Genomic DNA, 16,304 nt, shown 5'->3' with positions numbered 1-16,304 from the left:
GCGGTGCAATTGGTTTCATGAAGCAACTCGCCGATGTGCGCTTCCGCCCGTACGGGATCGGTGACCGCGAACGCCTGCGCGGGATGTCGGACCGGCTCTCCCCGCAGAGCCTCTACACGCGGTTCTGGTCCGGCACCCCGCGCATCCCGGAGCACTACCTGGCCACCCTCGCCGCCCTCGACCACTGGGACCGGGAGGCGATGATCGCGCTGCTGGACGGCGAGCTGATCGGCATCGCCGAGTACGCCCGCGACCGGGCCCGCCCCTGGCGCGCCGACCTGGCCGTCCTGGTCGCCGACCCGTGGCAGCGGCACGGCCTCGCCCGCGCCCTCGTCGCCTACCTGGCGCCGCTCGCCGAACGGCGCGGCATCACCGGCTTCGACGCCGAGGTCATCCTGGAGAACCGCGGGGCGATGGGCGCGATCCAGCACGGCTGGCCCGCCGTCCGCCCGGTCGGCGCGGACGGCGCCGCGCGCTACGACCTCCCCCTGCCGATCCCGGCCCCGACCCCGGGTTGAGCGTGTCGTCCCGCCGCCACTTAACATGACCCGCATGACCCAGAATCTGCTCGGCGGCCCGCCACCGACCGAACTGCCGGACAACGTCGAGGCCCGGGAGGCCCTGGACGCCGGCACCGACCCGGTCGAGGTGGCGGCGCGCCACCCGGAGTACCCGGGCGCGTGGGCCGCGCTGGCGGATCGCGCCTTCACCGCCGGCAGCGTGATCGAGTCGTACGCGTACGCGCGCACCGGCTACCACCGCGCCCTCGACCAGCTGCGCCGGGCGGGCTGGAAGGGTCATGGGCCGGTGCCGTGGGAGCACGAGGCCAACCGCGGTTTCCTACGCGCCCTGCACGCCCTGGGCCGGGCCGCCGCCGCGATCGGCGAGGACCACGAGGCCGAACGCTGCCGCACGTTCCTCCGCGACAGCAGCCCCACCGCGGCCGACGTCCTCAACCACGGCTGACCCCGGGTTTCTTCCAGCGCCGCGGCCAGGTACCATTTGCTCGCAAGAGGCCCCTTCGCGCTTGCGAGCAGGGGCCTTCGTCGTGGGAGAGGTGTAACGGCATGCCGGCCATCGTTCTTGTCGGAGCCCAGTGGGGAGACGAGGGCAAGGGCAAGGCCACCGACCTACTGGGCGGCGACGTCGACTACGTCGTCCGTTTCCAGGGTGGCAACAACGCCGGCCACACGGTGGTCATCGGCGAGCAGAGCTACGCGCTGCACCTGCTCCCCTCGGGCGTGCTCTCGCCGGACGTCGTCCCGGTCATCGGCAACGGCGTGGTGATCGACCCCGCGGTGCTGCTGGACGAGATCGACGGGCTCAAGGCGCGCGGGGTCGGCTGCGAGCGGCTGCTGATCTCCGCCAACGCGAACCTGATCATGCCGCACCACCGGGCGCTGGACAAGGTCACCGAGCGCTACCTGGGCAAGGCCCGGATCGGGACCACGGGCCGCGGCATCGGGCCCGCCTACGCCGACAAGATCAACCGCATGGGCGTCCGGGTGCAGGACCTGTTCGACGCCAACATCCTCACCCAGAAGCTCGACCTGGCGCTGCGCGAGAAGAACCAGGTCCTCACCAAGGTCTACAACCGGCGCCGGATCGACACCGCGCCGATCGTCCAGGAGTACCTGGAGTACGGCGAGCGGCTGCGCCCGTACGTCGCCGACACCACCCTGGTGCTCAACAAGGCCCTGGACGACGGCAAGGTCCTGCTGCTGGAGGGCGCGCAGGGCACGCTGCTGGACATCGACCACGGCACCTACCCGTTCGTCACCTCCTCCAGCCCCACGGCCGGCGGCGCGTGCGCGGGCTCCGGGCTCGGCCCCACGAAGATCACCAAGGTGATCGGGATCCTCAAGGCGTACACCACCCGGGTCGGGTCGGGGCCGTTCCCCACCGAGCTCCTGGACGAGCAGGGCGAGTACCTGCGCACGACCGGCGGCGAGTACGGCGTCACCACTGGCCGCGACCGCCGCTGCGGCTGGTTCGACGCGGTGATCGCCCGCTACGCCACCCGGGTGAACGGCGTCACCGACTACTTCCTGACCAAGCTGGACGTGCTGTCCGGCCTGGAGCGGGTGCCGGTCTGCGTCGCCTACGACGTCGACGGGGAGCGGGTGGACGAGCTGCCCACCACCCAGACCGGGTTCCACCACGCCAAGCCGATCCTGGAGTACCTGGACGGCTGGCAGGAGGACATCACCGGCGCCAAGACCTTCGAGGACCTGCCGGAGAACGCGCGGGCCTACGTCCGCGCGATCGAGGACATGTCGGGCGCGCAGATCTCCGCGATCGGCGTCGGCCCCGGCCGCGACCAGACGCTGTCCCTGCGGCCGCTGATCTGACCTGGCGTTCGATCGATAATCACCGGTCGGCCACGATTCGTTCGGCCGTCGGCTGTAGCGTGCCTGCCGTGACTTTCACCGGGGAGACCGTCGAGTTGCACGGGCACCGCGGGGCTCGGGGTCTCCTACCGGAGAACACGCTGCCCGGATTCGCGCACGCGCTGGCGCTGGGCGTGGACGCGATCGAGTTCGATGTCGGGCTGACCGCCGACGATGTCGTGGTCTGCAACCACGACCAGTTCCTCTCCCCGGTGAACACGGCCGACACCGGCCCGGTGCGGCCCGGCGACCCGCTGTTCCCCTACGTCGGCAAGGCGCTCAGGGACCTCACGCTCGCCCAGGTCAGGACGGTCGACGCGGGCACCCGGCGGGGCCACCACGACGAGGACCCGTTCGTCCTGACCCAGCTGCCGGTGCCCGGCACCCCGCTGCCGACCCTCGCCGAGGTCTGCGCCATGCTCAGCGCCGCGCCCGGTGTGGGCCTGTCGGTCGAGCTCAAGACCGATCCGGACTGGCCCGATCCGGAGGTCACCCGGTTCACCGCCGCGGTCGCCGAGGTGCTGGCGGCGTTCGGGGTGACGGCCCGCAGCAAGCTGCTGGCCTTCGACTGGCGGGTGCTGGTGGAGGCCCGCCGGTACGCGCCGGACGCGGGCCGGGTGGCGCTGATCCGCCGCGACACGACCGTCCCCGAGACGGCCTGGTTCGCGGGCCTGGACCACGTCGACCCGCCCGGGGCCGCGCTGGACATCGGCGCGACGGCGCTCGCCCCCGAGATGGAGCTGGCCTCCCCCCTCCTGGTGGAACGCGCCCAGCGCCTGGCCCTTCCGGTCTGCGTTTGGACGCTGAACGATCCCGCCGACATGACCCGCTATGTCGGTTACGGGGTGGACGCGATCGTCACCGACTACCCGGACCGCCTCCGGACCGTGCTGACCGCCAACGGCCTGCCCGTGCCGCCGCCCGTCAGCCCGGCGACGATCCCCGTCCCGAACTGACCGGGGAGCCGGTCAGAGCCAGCCGTTCCTGCGGAAGCCGCGGTACAGGGACAGGCAGGCCATCGCGATGACGCCGAGGATCATCGGGTAGCCGAACTTCCATTCGGTCTCGGGCATGAAGTCGAAGTTCATCCCGTAGATCCCGGCGATCGCCGTGGGCACCATGAAGATCGCGCCCCAGGCGGAGATCTTCCGCATGTCCTTGTTGTCGGCGACCGTCACCTGCGTCATGTGCGCGTGCAGGATCGGGTTGAGCAGCTCGTCATAGGACTCGACCTGCTCGCGGACGCGGGTCAGGTGGTCCTCGACGTCGCGCAGGTACTCCTTGATCTCGGCCGGGACGAAGCGCCGCGAGCCGAGGTTGCGCAGCGGCCCGGCCAGCGGCCCGACGGCCCGCTTGAGCTGGATGACCTCGCGCTTGAGCCGGTAGATGCGGCGCGACTCGTCGGTGCGCTCGGGGGAGAACACCGCCTCCTCGACCTCGTCGATGTCCTCCTGGACGGCGTCGGCGACGCAGACGTACCCGTCCACGACCCGGTCGGTGATGGCGTGCACGACCGCGGCGGGGCCGAGGGCGAGCCGTTCGGGATCGCCCTCCAGCCGGGCCCGGACGGGGCCGAGCTCGCCGTGCGCGCCGTGCCGGACGGTGACCACGAAGTCGCGGCCGCAGAAGACCATGATCTCGCCGGTCTCGACGACCTCGGGCCCGATCGGCTCCTTGCGGACGTAGCCGACCGTCTTCATCACGAAGAAGTTGACGCCGTCGTAGCGTTCGAGCTTGGGCCGCTGGTGGGCGTTGATGGCGTCCTCGACGGCGAGCGGGTGCAGTCCGAAGACCTCCGCCAGCTCGGCCAGCTCGGTCGCGGACGGCTCGTGCAGGCCGACCCAGACGAAGCCGGCGCTCTCCTCCTCGACGGTCAGCCGCCCGTCCCGGATCAGCCGGACGGCGTCGGCGACGGTGTCGGTGCTGACGCGGTGGCCGTCGATGTAGGCGGCCCAGTCGATGACGGCGGAGTCGGGACGGCCCGAGACGGGCACCGAGTGCGGACGGTGGCGCGACTTGAACAACGACCTGGTCGCACGTCCCGGGCGGACTCGTGTCATGGCCATGGGTGCTCCTAACCGCCGGCCAAAACACGCGCCTGGGCGCGCTCAACCCATGGTCACCGGGCGGAACCCGGGATCAGCGAGGGGAGCGCGCGAAGGTGGTGGCCGGACGCCGAACGAAGGCGGACGGGCGGACACTCCGAACTGGGAAGTTCGGACTGTGAGGGATTTCCGGCGTACTGCAAGGATCACCAGGACTCATCCCGACCACCTCCCTTCACCATCGGCACCATAAGCCGACAGAAGCCTACCAGTCCGGGATTACCAGAGGGTCGCCACCCTGATCACCCCAGAAGCCCGCGGAACGGGCCCAGTGTTGGGACGCGGCTGCCCCGCACGGGGTTCACCCGGGCCGGATGTGGCGAGGCTCACGGCGGGTGCGGGCGTCGGCTCGGCCCCTCGCCACCGAGGCGGATAGGCTCCCGGGCGTGCGAGTACTCGTCCTTGGATCCGGCGGACGCGAGCACGCGCTCGCCCGCGCCCTGCATCGCGACCCCGCCGTCACCGGCCTGCACTGCGCCCCGGGCAACCCGGGGACGGCCGCCATCGCGGAGAACCACCGGCTGGATCCGGCCGATCCGGTCGCGGTGGTCGAGCTGGCCGGGCGGCTGCGCGCCGAGCTGGTGGTCATCGGCCCGGAGGCACCGCTGATGGAGGGCGTCGGGGACGCGCTGCGCCGGGCCGGGATCCCGTGCTTCGGGCCGGACCGGGAGGCCGCCCGGATCGAGGGCTCCAAGGCGTTCGCCAAGGAGATCATGGCGGCGGCGAACGTGCCGACGGCCGCCGCGCGGGTGTGCGAGAGCGCCGCCGAGGCGGCCGCCGCCCTGGACGCGTTCGGGCCGCCGTACGTGGTGAAGGACGACGGGCTGGCCGCCGGGAAGGGCGTGGTCGTCACCACCGACCGGGCCGCGGCGGAGGAGCACGCGGCGGCGTGCGGCCGGGTGGTCATCGAGGAGTTCCTCGACGGCCCCGAGGTGTCGCTGTTCGCGCTGTCGGACGGCCTGTCGGCGATCCCGCTGCTGCCCGCGCAGGACTTCAAGCGCGCCCACGACGGCGGCGAGGGCCCCAACACCGGCGGCATGGGCGCGTACACGCCGCTGCCGTGGGCGCCGCCGGGCCTGGTGGACGAGGTCATGGAGACGGTCGTGCGGCCGGCCGTGGCCGAGCTGCGGAGCCGCGAGACGCCGTACGTGGGGGTGCTGTACGCGGGCCTGGCGCTGACGGCCAAGGGCGTCCGGGTCGTGGAGTTCAACGCGCGGTTCGGCGACCCGGAGACGCAGGTGGTGCTGGACCGGCTGGCCTCGCCGCCGGCCGCGATGCTGCAGGCGTGCGCGATCGGCGGGCTGGACCCGGCGTTCCGTCCCGCCTGGCACGAGGGCGCGGCCGTGACGGTCGTGGTGGCGGCGGAGAACTACCCGGCGGCACCGGTCAAGGGCGATGTGATCACCGGCCTCGACGAGGCCGAGCGGGTCCCGGGGGCGTACGTGCTGCACGCCGGGACCAAGCAGGACGACGAGGGCCGTCTGGTGGCCGCCGGCGGCCGGGTGCTGAACGTGGTCGGCTCCGGTCCCGACCTGCCCGCCGCCCGCGCCGCCGCTTACGAGGCGGTCGGGAAGATCGGGCTGCGCGGCGCGCACCACCGCACCGACATCGCCCTGGAGGCCGCGCAGGCCGGACCCGCCTGACGGCGGGCCGCGGCGGGAGCACCTCGCGCCACCTGGGACAATCATCGGGTGATTGAGCGCTACACCCTTCCGGAGATGGGACGCGTCTGGAGCGACGCGCACAAGTACGAGCTGTGGTGCCAGGTCGAGACCCTGGTGGTCGAGGCCCACGCCGAGGCCGGCACGATCCCGGCGGAGGTGGTGGAGCCCGTCCGCAAGGCGCCGCCGCCCACCCCCGAGGCGGTGCACGCGATCGAGGCGGTCACCCAGCACGACGTGATCGCCTTCCTGTCGGCCTGGGCGGACAACACCGAGCCCCGCGAGGCGGCCCGGTTCGTGCACTTCGGCATGACCTCGTCCGACCTGCTCGACACCGCGCTGGCGGTCCAGCTCGTCGAGGCCACCGACATCCTGCTGGCCAAGGCCGACACGCTGGTCGGCACGCTGCGCGACCACGCCCTCGAGCACCGCGCGACCCTGCGCGTGGGCCGCACGCACGGCATCCACGGCGAGCCGGACGTGTGGGGCCACCGGGTCGCCGACTTCGCGTTCGCGGCGGCCCGCTCCCGCGACCGGCTGCGCCGCGCCCGCGAGGCCGTCGGGGTCATGGCGATCTCCGGCGCGGTCGGCACGTACTCCAACATCGACCCGGCGATCGAACGCCATGTCGCCCGCCGGCTGGGCCTCCAGTGCGCCGACGTGTCCACCCAGGTGGTCATCCGGGACGGCATCAGCGAATGGGTGTCCGCCCTCGCGATCATGGCGACGGTGTGCGAGGCGATCGCGCTGGAGGTGCGGCACGGGCAGCGCACCGAGGTCCGGGAGCTGTGGGAGCCGTTCGGCAAGGGCCAGAAGGGCTCCTCGGCCATGCCGCACAAGAAGAACCCGATCATCTCCGAGCGGCTGGCCGGGATGGCGCGGGTGGTGCGGGCGCAGATCGTCCCGGTGATGGAGGGCATCCCGCTCTGGCACGAGCGCGACATCTCGCACTCCTCCACCGAGCGGATCACGCTGCCGGACGCCTCCATCGCGCTCGACTACATGCTCAACCTCACCAACAGGCTGATGTCCGGGCTGGTGGTGGACGCCGCCCGGATGAAGGCCAACCTGGAGTCGACCGGCGGGCTGATCTACACCTCGACGGTGCTGCTGGAACTGGTCGAGGCGGGTATGTCGCGCGACGACGAGGCGTACCCGCTCGTCCAGAAGGCCGCGATGGAGACCTGGGAGACCGGCGTCCCGTTCCGCGAGACGCTGCGCGCGCACGCGGCGGCGGCGAGCCTGAGCCTGGACGAGGGGCGGCTGGACGAGGTGTGCCGTCCCGAACGGTTCGTCGAGCGCCTCGCCCCGGTCTTCGACCGCCTCGCCGCGCTCACCTGACGCCATGCTGACCGGACTGACCTCGTACCCGCTCAAGAGCGGCGGCGGCACCGCGCTGCGAACGGCCGAACTGCTGCCCACCGGGCTGCGGTACGACCGCGAGTTCATGCTGGTCAACCCGGAGGGCCGGTTCGTGACGCAGCGCGACTACGGGCGCATGGCGGTGCTGCGGCCCGAGTACGACGGCCAGATCCTCACCGTGAACGCCGCCGGGTTCGCGCCCCTCGTCCACAAGGCCGTGGACGACGGACCTTTGCTGGACGTGACCGTCCACCGGCACCAGTGCCAGGGGATCGACCAGGGGGACGAGGCGGCGGACTGGTTCTCCGCGCTCCTCGACACCGAGTGCCGCCTCGTCCGCTTCACCGGCGGCCGTCGGACCTCCCGCGGCAACGGCGAACTGGCGTTCGCCGACGGCTACCCCCTGCTGGTGATCTCCGCCGAATCCCTCGCCGACCTGAACGGGCGGCTGGCGGAGCCGCTGCCGATGAACCGGTTCCGCCCCAACCTGGTGATCGAGGGGCTCGGTCCGTACGGCGAGGACCGGGTGCGCTTCCTGCGGATCGGCGGCACGGTGATCGAGATGGTCAAGTCCTGCGCCCGCTGCGTGATCACCACGACCGACCAGAACAGCGGGGAACGCGGCCGGGAACCCCTGCGCACGCTGGCCTCGTACCGGACCATCGACCGGGGCATCCGCTTCGGCCAGAACGCGATCCCCCGTACCCCGGGCCCACTCGCCGTAGGCGACCCTTTGGAGGTCCTCGAATGAAGCACCTGCACAGCGGCAAGGTCCGCGACCTCTACGAGCTCCCGACCGGAGAGTTGCTCATGGTCGCCCGGGACACCATCTCGGCGTACGACTACGTCCTGGACACCCCGATCCCCGACAAGGGCCGGATCCTGACGCAACTGTCGCTGTGGTGGTTCGAGCGGCTTGCCGACCTGCTGCCCAACCACATCGTCTCCGCCGACCTCCCGCCGGACGCACCCGCCGAATGGGCGGGCCGCGCCGTGGTGGTCCGGCGCCTGGACATGGTGCCCGTCGAGTGCGTGGCCCGCGGCTACCTGACCGGCTCGGGCCTGAAGGAGTACACCAAGACCGGCTCGGTCTGCGGCGTGGCCCTTCCCGCCGGCCTCCTGGACGGCTCCCGCCTGCCCGAGCCGATCTTCACCCCCACCACCAAGGCCGCGGTGGGCGAACACGACGAGGCAATGACGTTCACGCAGGTGGAGGCAACCGTAGGCGACCTGGCGCCCCGCCTCCGCGACCTCACTGTGGCGGTCTACCGGCGCGGCGCCGAAATGGCCCGCGAACGCGGCATCATCGTCGCCGACACCAAGATCGAACTGGGCCTGGACCCGTCCGGTGAACTGGTGCTCGGCGACGAGGTCCTCACCCCGGACTCCTCCCGCTTCTGGCCCGCCGACGCCTGGGAACCCGGCCACGCCCAGCCGTCGTTCGACAAGCAGTTCGTCCGCGACTGGCTGACCTCCCCCGAATCCGGCTGGGATCAAGCCTCCGGCGAGGCACCCCCGCCCCTCCCCGACGAAATCGTCGAACAAACCCGAGCCAGGTACGTAGAAGCCTACGAACGCATAACGGCCCGCACCTTCACCTGACCAAGACCGCCGCCCGAGGCGGATGCACGATCGGGCTGGCGCGCGGAGGGAGCCATTCCGGGTGGTAAGTCGCCGTGTAAGGCATCGCCGGGACATACCGGGGCAACAGCCAATTATTAAATTCGTCGCATAGTTCGGCACTCATCATGTCCGCGCGCACGACGAACAGATACCACGGACGGCCCGTCACCTCATCCTGCCCGATCCTCAGCCCGAACGTCCGACCGGGCAGCCGGTCGGGATCGGCCCGCTCATAAGCACAGTCCCATTCGGCTCTGTCGATTTGCCCTACCCGTTCCGGTACCACGCACAGAACGGGCGCATGCGCTAGATGCCGGAAATATTCTTCTAGGTCATCTACTAGAGGGCGGGAAATATGATTCGGATCGATGGCCAATCTGACCTGCCCCGGACGCACGGTCGCCAGCGCTATATGCCCGTCCGGAAGCGGGGTCTCGGCTTCCAGCAGGACGCGGTAATCAGCCATAAAGTCTATCATTACGCACACTGTCCCCCATGACCCAACAAAGAGACTCCAAAGTGCTCACAAAAGCCCCGGCGAGGACACCTGGCCGCGGTTCCTCGAACACTTCCGCGCCGGGCACCCCGCCCCGCGCTACGACTCCAAGCAGCGGACCCTGGCCGAGCTCCCACCCGTCCGCCGCGACCTCATCGAACACAGCCGCTACCTGGTGCCCAACTCGATCGTGGTGTCGCGAAAATGCCCGCACGTCTGCGACTTCTGCTACAAGGAGGCATTTTTCGAGGGCGGCAAGTCGTTCTACACCCAGACCGTGGACGCCGCGCTGGCCGAGATCGAGCGCCTGCCCGGCCGCCACCTGTACTTCCTGGACGACCATCTCTTCGGCAACGCCCGCTTCGCCACCGCCCTGTTCGACGGGATGCGCGGCATGGGCCGTCTGTGGCAGGCCGCCGGAACCGTCCAGGCCGTACTGCGCCCCGGCCTGCTGGAGAAGGCCGTCGAATCAGGGCTGCGCAGCCTCTTCGTGGGCTTCGAGACCGTCAACGCGGGCAACCTCACCGAGCAGCGCAAATGGCAGAACATCGACCGCGACTACGGCGCGGTCATCCGCCGCCTGCACGACAACGGCGTCATGGTCAACGGCAGTTTCGTCTTCGGCATGGACGAGGACGACCCGAGCGTCTTCGACCGCACGGTCGAGTGGGCCGTCGGACAGGGCATCGAGACAGCGACGTTCCACATATTGACGCCCTATCCCGGCACCCGCCTCTATGACCGCATGGCCAAGGCGGAACGGCTCCTGCACTCCGACTGGGACCGCTACGACACCCGCACCGTGGTCTTCAAGCCCGCACGGATGAGCGGCCGGGAACTTGAGGACGGCTATTGGCGCGCCTACCGCGACTTCTACAAGTGGGGCTCGATCCTCCGCGGTGCGGGCACCAAGCCCACCCTCCGCGGCAAGGCCCGCCATGCCGCATACGCGGGCGGCTGGAAGAAGTTCGAGCCTGCCTGGGACCTCGTCATACGAGCCAAGAAAGCAGGCCGCGCCCTCCCCCTCCTGGAAACGATCCTCACCGGCTTCGGCACCCGCCCCGCCCGCTGAGCCTGATCAAGCGTCGCCCCGGGTCACGCACCGGTAGTCAGCGCGAGTTCCCGAACGGCCGGAAGCGACCGCGCCCGCTCGGGTACAGCGTCAAGAACATGCCGCGCGGTACGCGTGACCCGCTTGATATGCCGCTCCAGCGGTGCGATTTGATCAAGCTCGCGACTTCCTTGCCGATCGCGCTCCACGTCGGGACGATCAGGCGCCGACGGTGAGTGCGCGGAGTTCTTGCGCGGCCGGGAGCGTCCGGGCGGGTTCGGGCAGCGCGCTCAGCACCTGCCCGAACAGTTGGCGCGTGGCCATGACCGGACGTGGCCGATGCTGGAGCGTTGTGAGAGCCAGAGCATCCCACGGCTGTGAACAGCCGGCGGGCCAATGTGCGTGATCATCCAACTGCGCTGCCATCCCGACATCGGCGCCCTGGATCAACCGCTCGCCGCCCTCGCGCACCGGCTCACCGGCCACGCCTTCATCTGAACAAGGCCCCCGGCGGCAACGGGCTGGTGCCTTCACCTGACCTGGCCGAGCCCCATCACGGCCAGCCGGAACAGCCGGTCCGCCGCGGCGCCAGGGTCCGGGTGGCGCTCCGTCGCGAGGACGATGCCGACGATCAGCCTGATCAGGTCGGCGACAGTGACGTCCGCCGCCACCGCACCGTCCCGCACGGCACGCCGCAGCAGCGGCTCGCCGGCCTCCTCGATCATCGCCGCGCAGCTGTTCTCGTGCAGCGGGTCGTCGTCGTAGAGAAGCGCGGCGGCCAGCCCCCGGGCATCGACGCAGTAGGCGACGACGTCGTCCAGCCATTCCAGCAGCGCGCTCCGGCCGTCGCTCTTGCCGAGAGCCTCTTGCGCGCGGACGCACAGAGCCTCGATCCGGTTGTGGGACACGGCTTCCAGCAGGGCGCGGCGGGTAGGGAAGTGGCGGCGCACGGTCGCCGAGCCGACCCCCGCCGTACGGGCGATCTGTTCCAGGGAGGCGGCGGCGCCGTGGGCGGCGACCTCCTCCTCCGCCACGGCGAGGATGCGCGCATAGTTGCGCCGGGCGTCCGCACGCTGGCGTTCGGCCACGGTGTCACCTCCAGGCTTGTTAAGTGGCGGCCCCCGCCGTATCGTACCCGAAGTGAAAAACGGCGGCCCCCGCCACTTAATCCCCGGGAGCATCATGTCCGCAGACTCCGCACCCGTTCTGGTCACCGGCGCCACCGGCAGGCAGGGCGGCGCCACCGCCCGCGCCCTGATCGCGGCTGGCGTGCCCGTCCGCGCCCTGGTCCGCGACCCGTCCACCGACCGGGCCAAGGCCGTCGGGGCCCTGGGCGCCGAACTGGTCGCCGGCGACCTCCACGACCGCGACTCGGTGACCCGGGCCGCCGACGGCGCTCGCGCCGTCTTCTCCGTGCAGATGCCCGCCATGACGGCGGAAGGCTTCGACCACGAAGGGGAGACGACCCAGGGCGTCAACCTCATCGAAGGCGCGAAGGCCGCCGGTGTGCCGCAGTTCGTGCACACGTCCGTCTCCGGCGCGGGCCGGCACACCGAGGTCCCCGGCTGGGCCGACCACTGGGCCGCGATCGTTCCCAACCTGGACGCCAAGGCCGCGATCCAGGACCGGCTCCGCGAGTCCGGATTCCCGCACTGGACGCTCCTCAAGCCGGGCTTCTTCATGGAGAACTTCCTGCCGTCCATGGCGTTCCTGTTCCCGCGCGGCATCGAGGGCGGCCTGGTGAGCGTCCTGAACCCCGAGACCCGACTGTCCCTGGCCGCGGTGTGCGACATCGGCACAACGGCCGCCGCCGCCATCACCGCACCCGAGCGGTTCGACGGTGTCGAACTGGAGTTGGCGAGCGACTACCTGTCGATGACGGAGATCGCCGAGATCCTTTCCCGCACCCTGGGCACGCGACTGTCCGCGCCGAACATGACCGAGGAGGAGGCCCTCGCCGCCGGAATGCCCGCGATGGGCGCCTCACACGAGTGGATGAACACCGCCGGCCAACCGGCCCGCCCGCAGTACGCGCAAGACCTGGGCATTCCCCTCACCAGCTTCGAGAACTGGGCCAAGAAGCACATGCGATGACCGCCCAGGGAGCTGTCGGACGGTGTCCGCCGATCTGCCGACGGTGAGTTCGCGGAGGTCGTCCGCTTCCTTGTCGAAGGCGATGTCCAGCAGCAGGTCCCGCCGGGCCCGGGCTACAGGTAATTGCCGCCGGGGGCGTCGGCCGGGGCGGCGGGCGGCTCGGGGAGGTCCTCGACCCGCAGCGTGACGATGTCGCCGGTACCGGGCAGCTCGCCGGCGGCGAGCCGCTGCGCCTGCGCGGCGATCGTCGCGTCCAGGAGATTGCGCATGAACCTGCCGTTGCCGAACGAGGGTCCGCGACCGGCCAGGCGCAGCAACTCCAACAGGGCGTCGGCCACCCCCTCGGCGAGGGTGAAGCCCTCCGCCGACGCGGCATGCGCGAAGATGCCGACGAGATCGCCGTCGCTGTAGTCGCGGAAGCGCAGGTGCTTGGCGAAGCGGGAGCGCAGACCCGAGTTGGCGTCCAGGAACACCGACATCTCGCGTTCGTATCCGGCCGCGATGACGACGAGGTCCGTGCGGTTGTCCTCCATCAGCTTGACCAGCGCCGCGACGGCCTCCCTCCCGAAGCGGTCCTCGCGCAGCGCGTAGGCCTCGTCGATGAACAGGACGCCGCCCATCGCCTGCTCCACGACCCGGTGGACCTTCGGCGCGGTCTGGCCGAGATACTCGCCGACCAGGTCGGCCCGCGACACCTCCACCAGGTGCCCGGACGACAGCAACTCGAGCCGGGCGTATATGCGCGCGATCAGGCGGGCCACCGTCGTCTTGGCGGTGCCCGGGTTGCCGGAGAACACCATGTGCCGTGTCGGCGTGGGAACCCGCTGCCCCGCCGAACGGCGCGCCTCCAGCACGCGCGCCTCGGCCATCAGGGCGCGGACCTCGGCCTTGACGTCGTCGAGCCCGACCATGGCCTCCAGCTCGGCGAACGGGTCGCCGTCGGCGACCGTCCGGGTCACGCCGCTGAGGGAGTCGGGGATGTCGCCGGGCAGCAGGACGGCCAGATCGCCCCCGGCGTTCAGCACGCGGTCGGCCTGAAGGGGGAGCGCGCGCTGGCACAGGTTGCGCATCACCCGGGCATTGCCGAACGACTTGCCGCGGGGCGCCCGGCGCAGCAGGTCGGCGACCTTCTCGCGGGCGCCGTCGCCCAGCCGCAGGCCCGCCTTCGCCGCCTGCCCGACGAAGATCTCCACCAGGTCCCCGTCGGTGTAGTCCGGGAAGTGCAGCGTGACGGGGAAGCGGGAGGCCAGCCCGGGGTTCGCGGACAGGAAGTCCTGCATCTCCCGCTGGTAGCCGGACGCGAACACCGCCAGGTCGTCGCCGTGGTCCTCCATCAGCTTGACCAGCGTGGCGATCGCGTCCGCCATCGGATTGGAGTCGCCCTTGCCGAGCACGTACGCCTCGTCGATCAGCAGCGCCCCGCCGACCGCCCGTTCGATCACCTTGCGCGGGTCGCCGTACGACTGGCCGACCAGGTCGGTCGGGGTCACCTCCACCACATGCCCGGACGACAGCAGGCCCAGGTTCGCGAACGAGCGGGCCAGCAGCCGCGCCACCTCGGTCTTGCCGGTGCCGGGGTTGCCGGTCAGCACCATGTGCCGGGTCGGCGGGGTGACGGTCAGGCCTGCGGCGGCGCGCATCTCGGCCGCTCTCGCCTCGGCCAGGATCAGCTCGACCTGCCGCTTGACGGAGGCGAGGCCGGTCAGGGCAGCCAGCTCGGCCGCCGGGTCACCGGTTGCCCCGGTGACGTCGACGCTCGCCGGGATGTCCGGCCGCCGTACCACCGGGACCGCACCGTCGCCGGCCCGCCGCCGGGCGGTCTCGACGACAGTTCCGGCAAGCCGGTGCGCCAGCCGGGCGTTGCGCATGTTGCGCACCGGCCTGGTACGGAACAGCAGCTCCGCCGCGGTGTCCAGCGCGGGACGGGTGACCCGCGCGCCACGCCGCCGTACCGCCCTGTCGAACAGCTCCCGGTACCCCGCCGCGGTGAACGGACGGGACCGCGCCACCGTGAACCGCAGCGCGAGCGCCGGGTTGATCTCCCGGATCCGCTCGTCGCCGCCGCTCTCGCAGATCGCGATGATGTTCAGCTCGGGGAACAGGTCCATCAGCCGGTGCAGTTCCTCGATCACCGCCTCGCCGTTGTAGGGCTCGCGGGCGACGGCGTCCAGGCCGTCGATGATCAGCATCCGCTTCCCGACGCTCTCCTCCGCGCGGTCGGCCAGGTAGCCGGTGGCGGAGAAGATCTGCTGGCCGTTGAGGTAGTCGGCCGACATCCAGAACGGCGGCCCGTGCACAGGCCCCGGCCGTCCGGTCACCAGCTCGTTGATCCGTTTGGCCGCCCGGCGCTTGCCTGTGCCGTCCGGCCCGGCGAGCATCAGCCGGACCGGGGCGGACCCGCCGGCCGCGTCCTGGACGGCCGCGGCCAGCTCGGGCTGGTCGATGATCCCGTCCGCCAGGTCGGTGAGCGCGCCGTCGGAGCCCGCGGTGTCCCCCGTGCCGGCGGCGAGCGGGTTGGCCGGCATCCGGCGGCGGGGACCCCAGATCTCCCGCAGGTCGTTCTGGAAATCGCGCACGAGCCGCACGTAGGGGTCGGACACCGGCCCTTCCGGCGCACCCCCGTTCGCGGCGGCCGAGGCGACGAGTGCGAACCGGGCCGCCATGTCCAGCCAGGCGCGGCAGGCGTCCGCCTCGCCCCTCCACAGGGCCTGCCGCAGCCACGACCGGATCTCCACCTCCCACTCCCCGATGGAGAACGCGTCTCGGACCACGGCGAAATCGTCGATCAGGCCGCCGAACCGCTCGGGCGGCACCGCCGACAGCAGGGCGTTCGGCACGGCTCCGACCTTGGCCGTGAGCAGGAGGTTGCGGACCAGCCGCAAGTCGTCCTCGGCTCGGGGGACGGTGCCGCGCAGCTTCCGGTGCACGGCGAACAGGCCGCCGCAGATCCACTCCAGATAGCCGGCGAGCCCCGCGGCCTCGGGCACAGCCGCCAGGACGTCGTCCCCGACGTGCGCCGCCCACCGGTCCCGCCAGGCGTCGGCGTACGGGTTCCCGGTGCCGGACGGCGGGTCGCCGAACATCTTCAGGAGCGCCCGCCGGCGCGGCTCCAGCGGCTCCAGTCCCTCCAGCGTCCCCAGCAGATCCCGGACGATCTCGAACGCCTTCTCGACGCCGAACCGCTCCCGCAGCCATGGCGGTTCCGGGACGCTCACGGCTTGGGACACGTGGTATCTCATCGGCTCGGCCGCCGGGTAGATCAGATAGGGCCGCAGGATCTCGCCGGCCAGGTCGCAGTACGCGCCGCCCAGCGCACCGGCGCCGCACAGGAAGTCGACGAGCGGCCGGACCACGTCGAACACGGCGGAACCGGGCTTGGCCGTCCCGTCCCACCTGGCGATGACCTCTTCGAGCCGCTTCCGGACGCCCTGGACCGTCCCGTCCGGCACCCGCCACGGCGCTTGCGAGAACAGGTCGAGTACCGGCTCATCGGTCAGCAGCACCCCCAGATGTTCCGGCAAC

14 protein-coding genes are annotated in these 16,304 nt (G+C 71.3%); 10 read left to right on the top strand and 4 right to left on the bottom strand.

Annotated elements, in window-relative coordinates; translation table 11 throughout:
• Window positions 1-17 precede the first annotated feature (17 nt).
• From ABD340_RS23965 to ABD340_RS23950, 4 genes are all read left to right on the top strand, one after another.
• On the top strand, window positions 18-518 hold the full coding sequence (locus ABD340_RS23965; protein ID WP_344591756.1) for a GNAT family N-acetyltransferase: 501 nt from the start codon (window positions 18-20) through the stop codon (window positions 516-518).
• A 25-nt stretch (window positions 519-543) separates the two neighbouring features.
• On the top strand, window positions 544-966 hold the full coding sequence (locus ABD340_RS23960) for a DUF3151 domain-containing protein (protein WP_344591755.1): 423 nt from the start codon (window positions 544-546) through the stop codon (window positions 964-966).
• Window positions 967-1,067: 101 nt separating this feature from the next.
• Window positions 1,068-2,351 (top strand): adenylosuccinate synthase, encoded by a 1,284-nt coding sequence (locus ABD340_RS23955; RefSeq protein ID WP_344591753.1) that lies wholly within the window; start codon window positions 1,068-1,070, stop codon window positions 2,349-2,351.
• Between the two features lie 68 nt (window positions 2,352-2,419).
• Window positions 2,420-3,346: a glycerophosphodiester phosphodiesterase family protein gene (locus ABD340_RS23950; protein WP_344591751.1), complete on the top strand. Its 927-nt coding sequence runs from the start codon at window positions 2,420-2,422 to the stop codon at window positions 3,344-3,346.
• A gap of 12 nt (window positions 3,347-3,358) precedes the next feature.
• Here the strand turns inward: ABD340_RS23950 and corA are convergent, their stop codons facing one another.
• The gene (gene corA, locus ABD340_RS23945; RefSeq protein WP_344591749.1) at window positions 3,359-4,456 is read right to left on the bottom strand and encodes a magnesium/cobalt transporter CorA; all 1,098 of its coding nucleotides are present in this window, start codon (window positions 4,454-4,456) and stop codon (window positions 3,359-3,361) included.
• 425 nt (window positions 4,457-4,881) lie between these two features.
• On the opposite strand from corA, the gene purD reads away from it, so the two are divergent.
• From purD to ABD340_RS23925, 4 genes are read left to right on the top strand one after another with little or no spacing between them, the layout of a single operon-like run.
• On the top strand, window positions 4,882-6,138 hold the full coding sequence (gene purD / locus ABD340_RS23940) for a phosphoribosylamine--glycine ligase (RefSeq protein ID WP_344591747.1): 1,257 nt from the start codon (window positions 4,882-4,884) through the stop codon (window positions 6,136-6,138).
• Between the two features lie 48 nt (window positions 6,139-6,186).
• Window positions 6,187-7,497 carry an adenylosuccinate lyase gene (gene purB, locus ABD340_RS23935; RefSeq protein WP_344591746.1) on the top strand — a complete coding sequence of 437 codons (1,311 nt, stop codon included), beginning with the start codon at window positions 6,187-6,189 and terminating at the stop codon, window positions 7,495-7,497.
• Between the two features lie 4 nt (window positions 7,498-7,501).
• Window positions 7,502-8,269, top strand: a complete 768-nt coding sequence (locus ABD340_RS23930; protein WP_344591745.1) for an MOSC domain-containing protein — start codon at window positions 7,502-7,504, stop codon at window positions 8,267-8,269.
• The gene (locus ABD340_RS23925; RefSeq protein WP_344591744.1) at window positions 8,266-9,120 is read left to right on the top strand and encodes a phosphoribosylaminoimidazolesuccinocarboxamide synthase; all 855 of its coding nucleotides are present in this window, start codon (window positions 8,266-8,268) and stop codon (window positions 9,118-9,120) included. The genes ABD340_RS23930 and ABD340_RS23925 overlap by 4 nt, the downstream gene beginning before the upstream one ends.
• Here ABD340_RS23925 and ABD340_RS23920 read toward each other — a convergent pair.
• Window positions 9,113-9,607, bottom strand: coding sequence for a hypothetical protein (locus tag ABD340_RS23920; RefSeq protein WP_344591742.1), 495 nt, complete (start codon window positions 9,605-9,607; stop codon window positions 9,113-9,115). The two genes, ABD340_RS23925 and ABD340_RS23920, sit on opposite strands and share 8 nt — an antisense overlap.
• A 205-nt stretch (window positions 9,608-9,812) precedes the next feature.
• On the opposite strand from ABD340_RS23920, the gene ABD340_RS23915 reads away from it, so the two are divergent.
• The gene (locus ABD340_RS23915; protein WP_344591741.1) at window positions 9,813-10,709 is read left to right on the top strand and encodes a B12-binding domain-containing radical SAM protein; all 897 of its coding nucleotides are present in this window, start codon (window positions 9,813-9,815) and stop codon (window positions 10,707-10,709) included.
• Window positions 10,710-11,218: 509 nt separating this feature from the next.
• Here ABD340_RS23915 and ABD340_RS23910 read toward each other — a convergent pair.
• Window positions 11,219-11,776 carry a TetR/AcrR family transcriptional regulator gene (locus ABD340_RS23910; RefSeq protein WP_344591739.1) on the bottom strand — a complete coding sequence of 186 codons (558 nt, stop codon included), beginning with the start codon at window positions 11,774-11,776 and terminating at the stop codon, window positions 11,219-11,221.
• A gap of 94 nt (window positions 11,777-11,870) precedes the next feature.
• Between ABD340_RS23910 and ABD340_RS23905 the strand changes: the two genes are divergently transcribed.
• Complete coding sequence (locus ABD340_RS23905; protein ID WP_344591738.1) at window positions 11,871-12,782, top strand: NmrA/HSCARG family protein; 912 nt, start codon at window positions 11,871-11,873, stop codon at window positions 12,780-12,782.
• A gap of 113 nt (window positions 12,783-12,895) precedes the next feature.
• Here the strand turns inward: ABD340_RS23905 and ABD340_RS23900 are convergent, their stop codons facing one another.
• Entirely contained in the window at window positions 12,896-16,285 is a 3,390-nt protein-coding gene (locus ABD340_RS23900; RefSeq protein ID WP_344591737.1) for an AAA family ATPase, read from the bottom strand.
• Window positions 16,286-16,304: the final 19 nt, after the last annotated feature.

Source organism: Actinomadura vinacea, assembly GCF_039532545.1.
In the GTDB taxonomy this organism is placed as follows: Bacteria; Actinomycetota; Actinomycetes; order Streptosporangiales; family Streptosporangiaceae; genus Spirillospora; species Spirillospora vinacea.
Note: the sequence above shows the minus strand (reverse complement) of the source record. Positions and strands in the feature narration are given on the sequence as shown.

Coding starts and splice junctions, on each gene's coding strand:
- ABD340_RS23965 (WP_344591756.1), top strand. CDS start 18: ATGAAGCAACTCGCCGATGTGCGCTTCCGCCCGTACGGGATCGGTGAC.
- ABD340_RS23960 (WP_344591755.1), top strand. CDS start 544: ATGACCCGCATGACCCAGAATCTGCTCGGCGGCCCGCCACCGACCGAA.
- ABD340_RS23955 (WP_344591753.1), top strand. CDS start 1,068: ATGCCGGCCATCGTTCTTGTCGGAGCCCAGTGGGGAGACGAGGGCAAG.
- corA (WP_344591749.1), bottom strand. CDS start 4,456: ATGGCCATGACACGAGTCCGCCCGGGACGTGCGACCAGGTCGTTGTTC.
- ABD340_RS23930 (WP_344591745.1), top strand. CDS start 7,502: ATGCTGACCGGACTGACCTCGTACCCGCTCAAGAGCGGCGGCGGCACC.
- ABD340_RS23925 (WP_344591744.1), top strand. CDS start 8,266: ATGAAGCACCTGCACAGCGGCAAGGTCCGCGACCTCTACGAGCTCCCG.
- ABD340_RS23920 (WP_344591742.1), bottom strand. CDS start 9,607: ATGGCTGATTACCGCGTCCTGCTGGAAGCCGAGACCCCGCTTCCGGAC.
- ABD340_RS23905 (WP_344591738.1), top strand. CDS start 11,871: ATGTCCGCAGACTCCGCACCCGTTCTGGTCACCGGCGCCACCGGCAGG.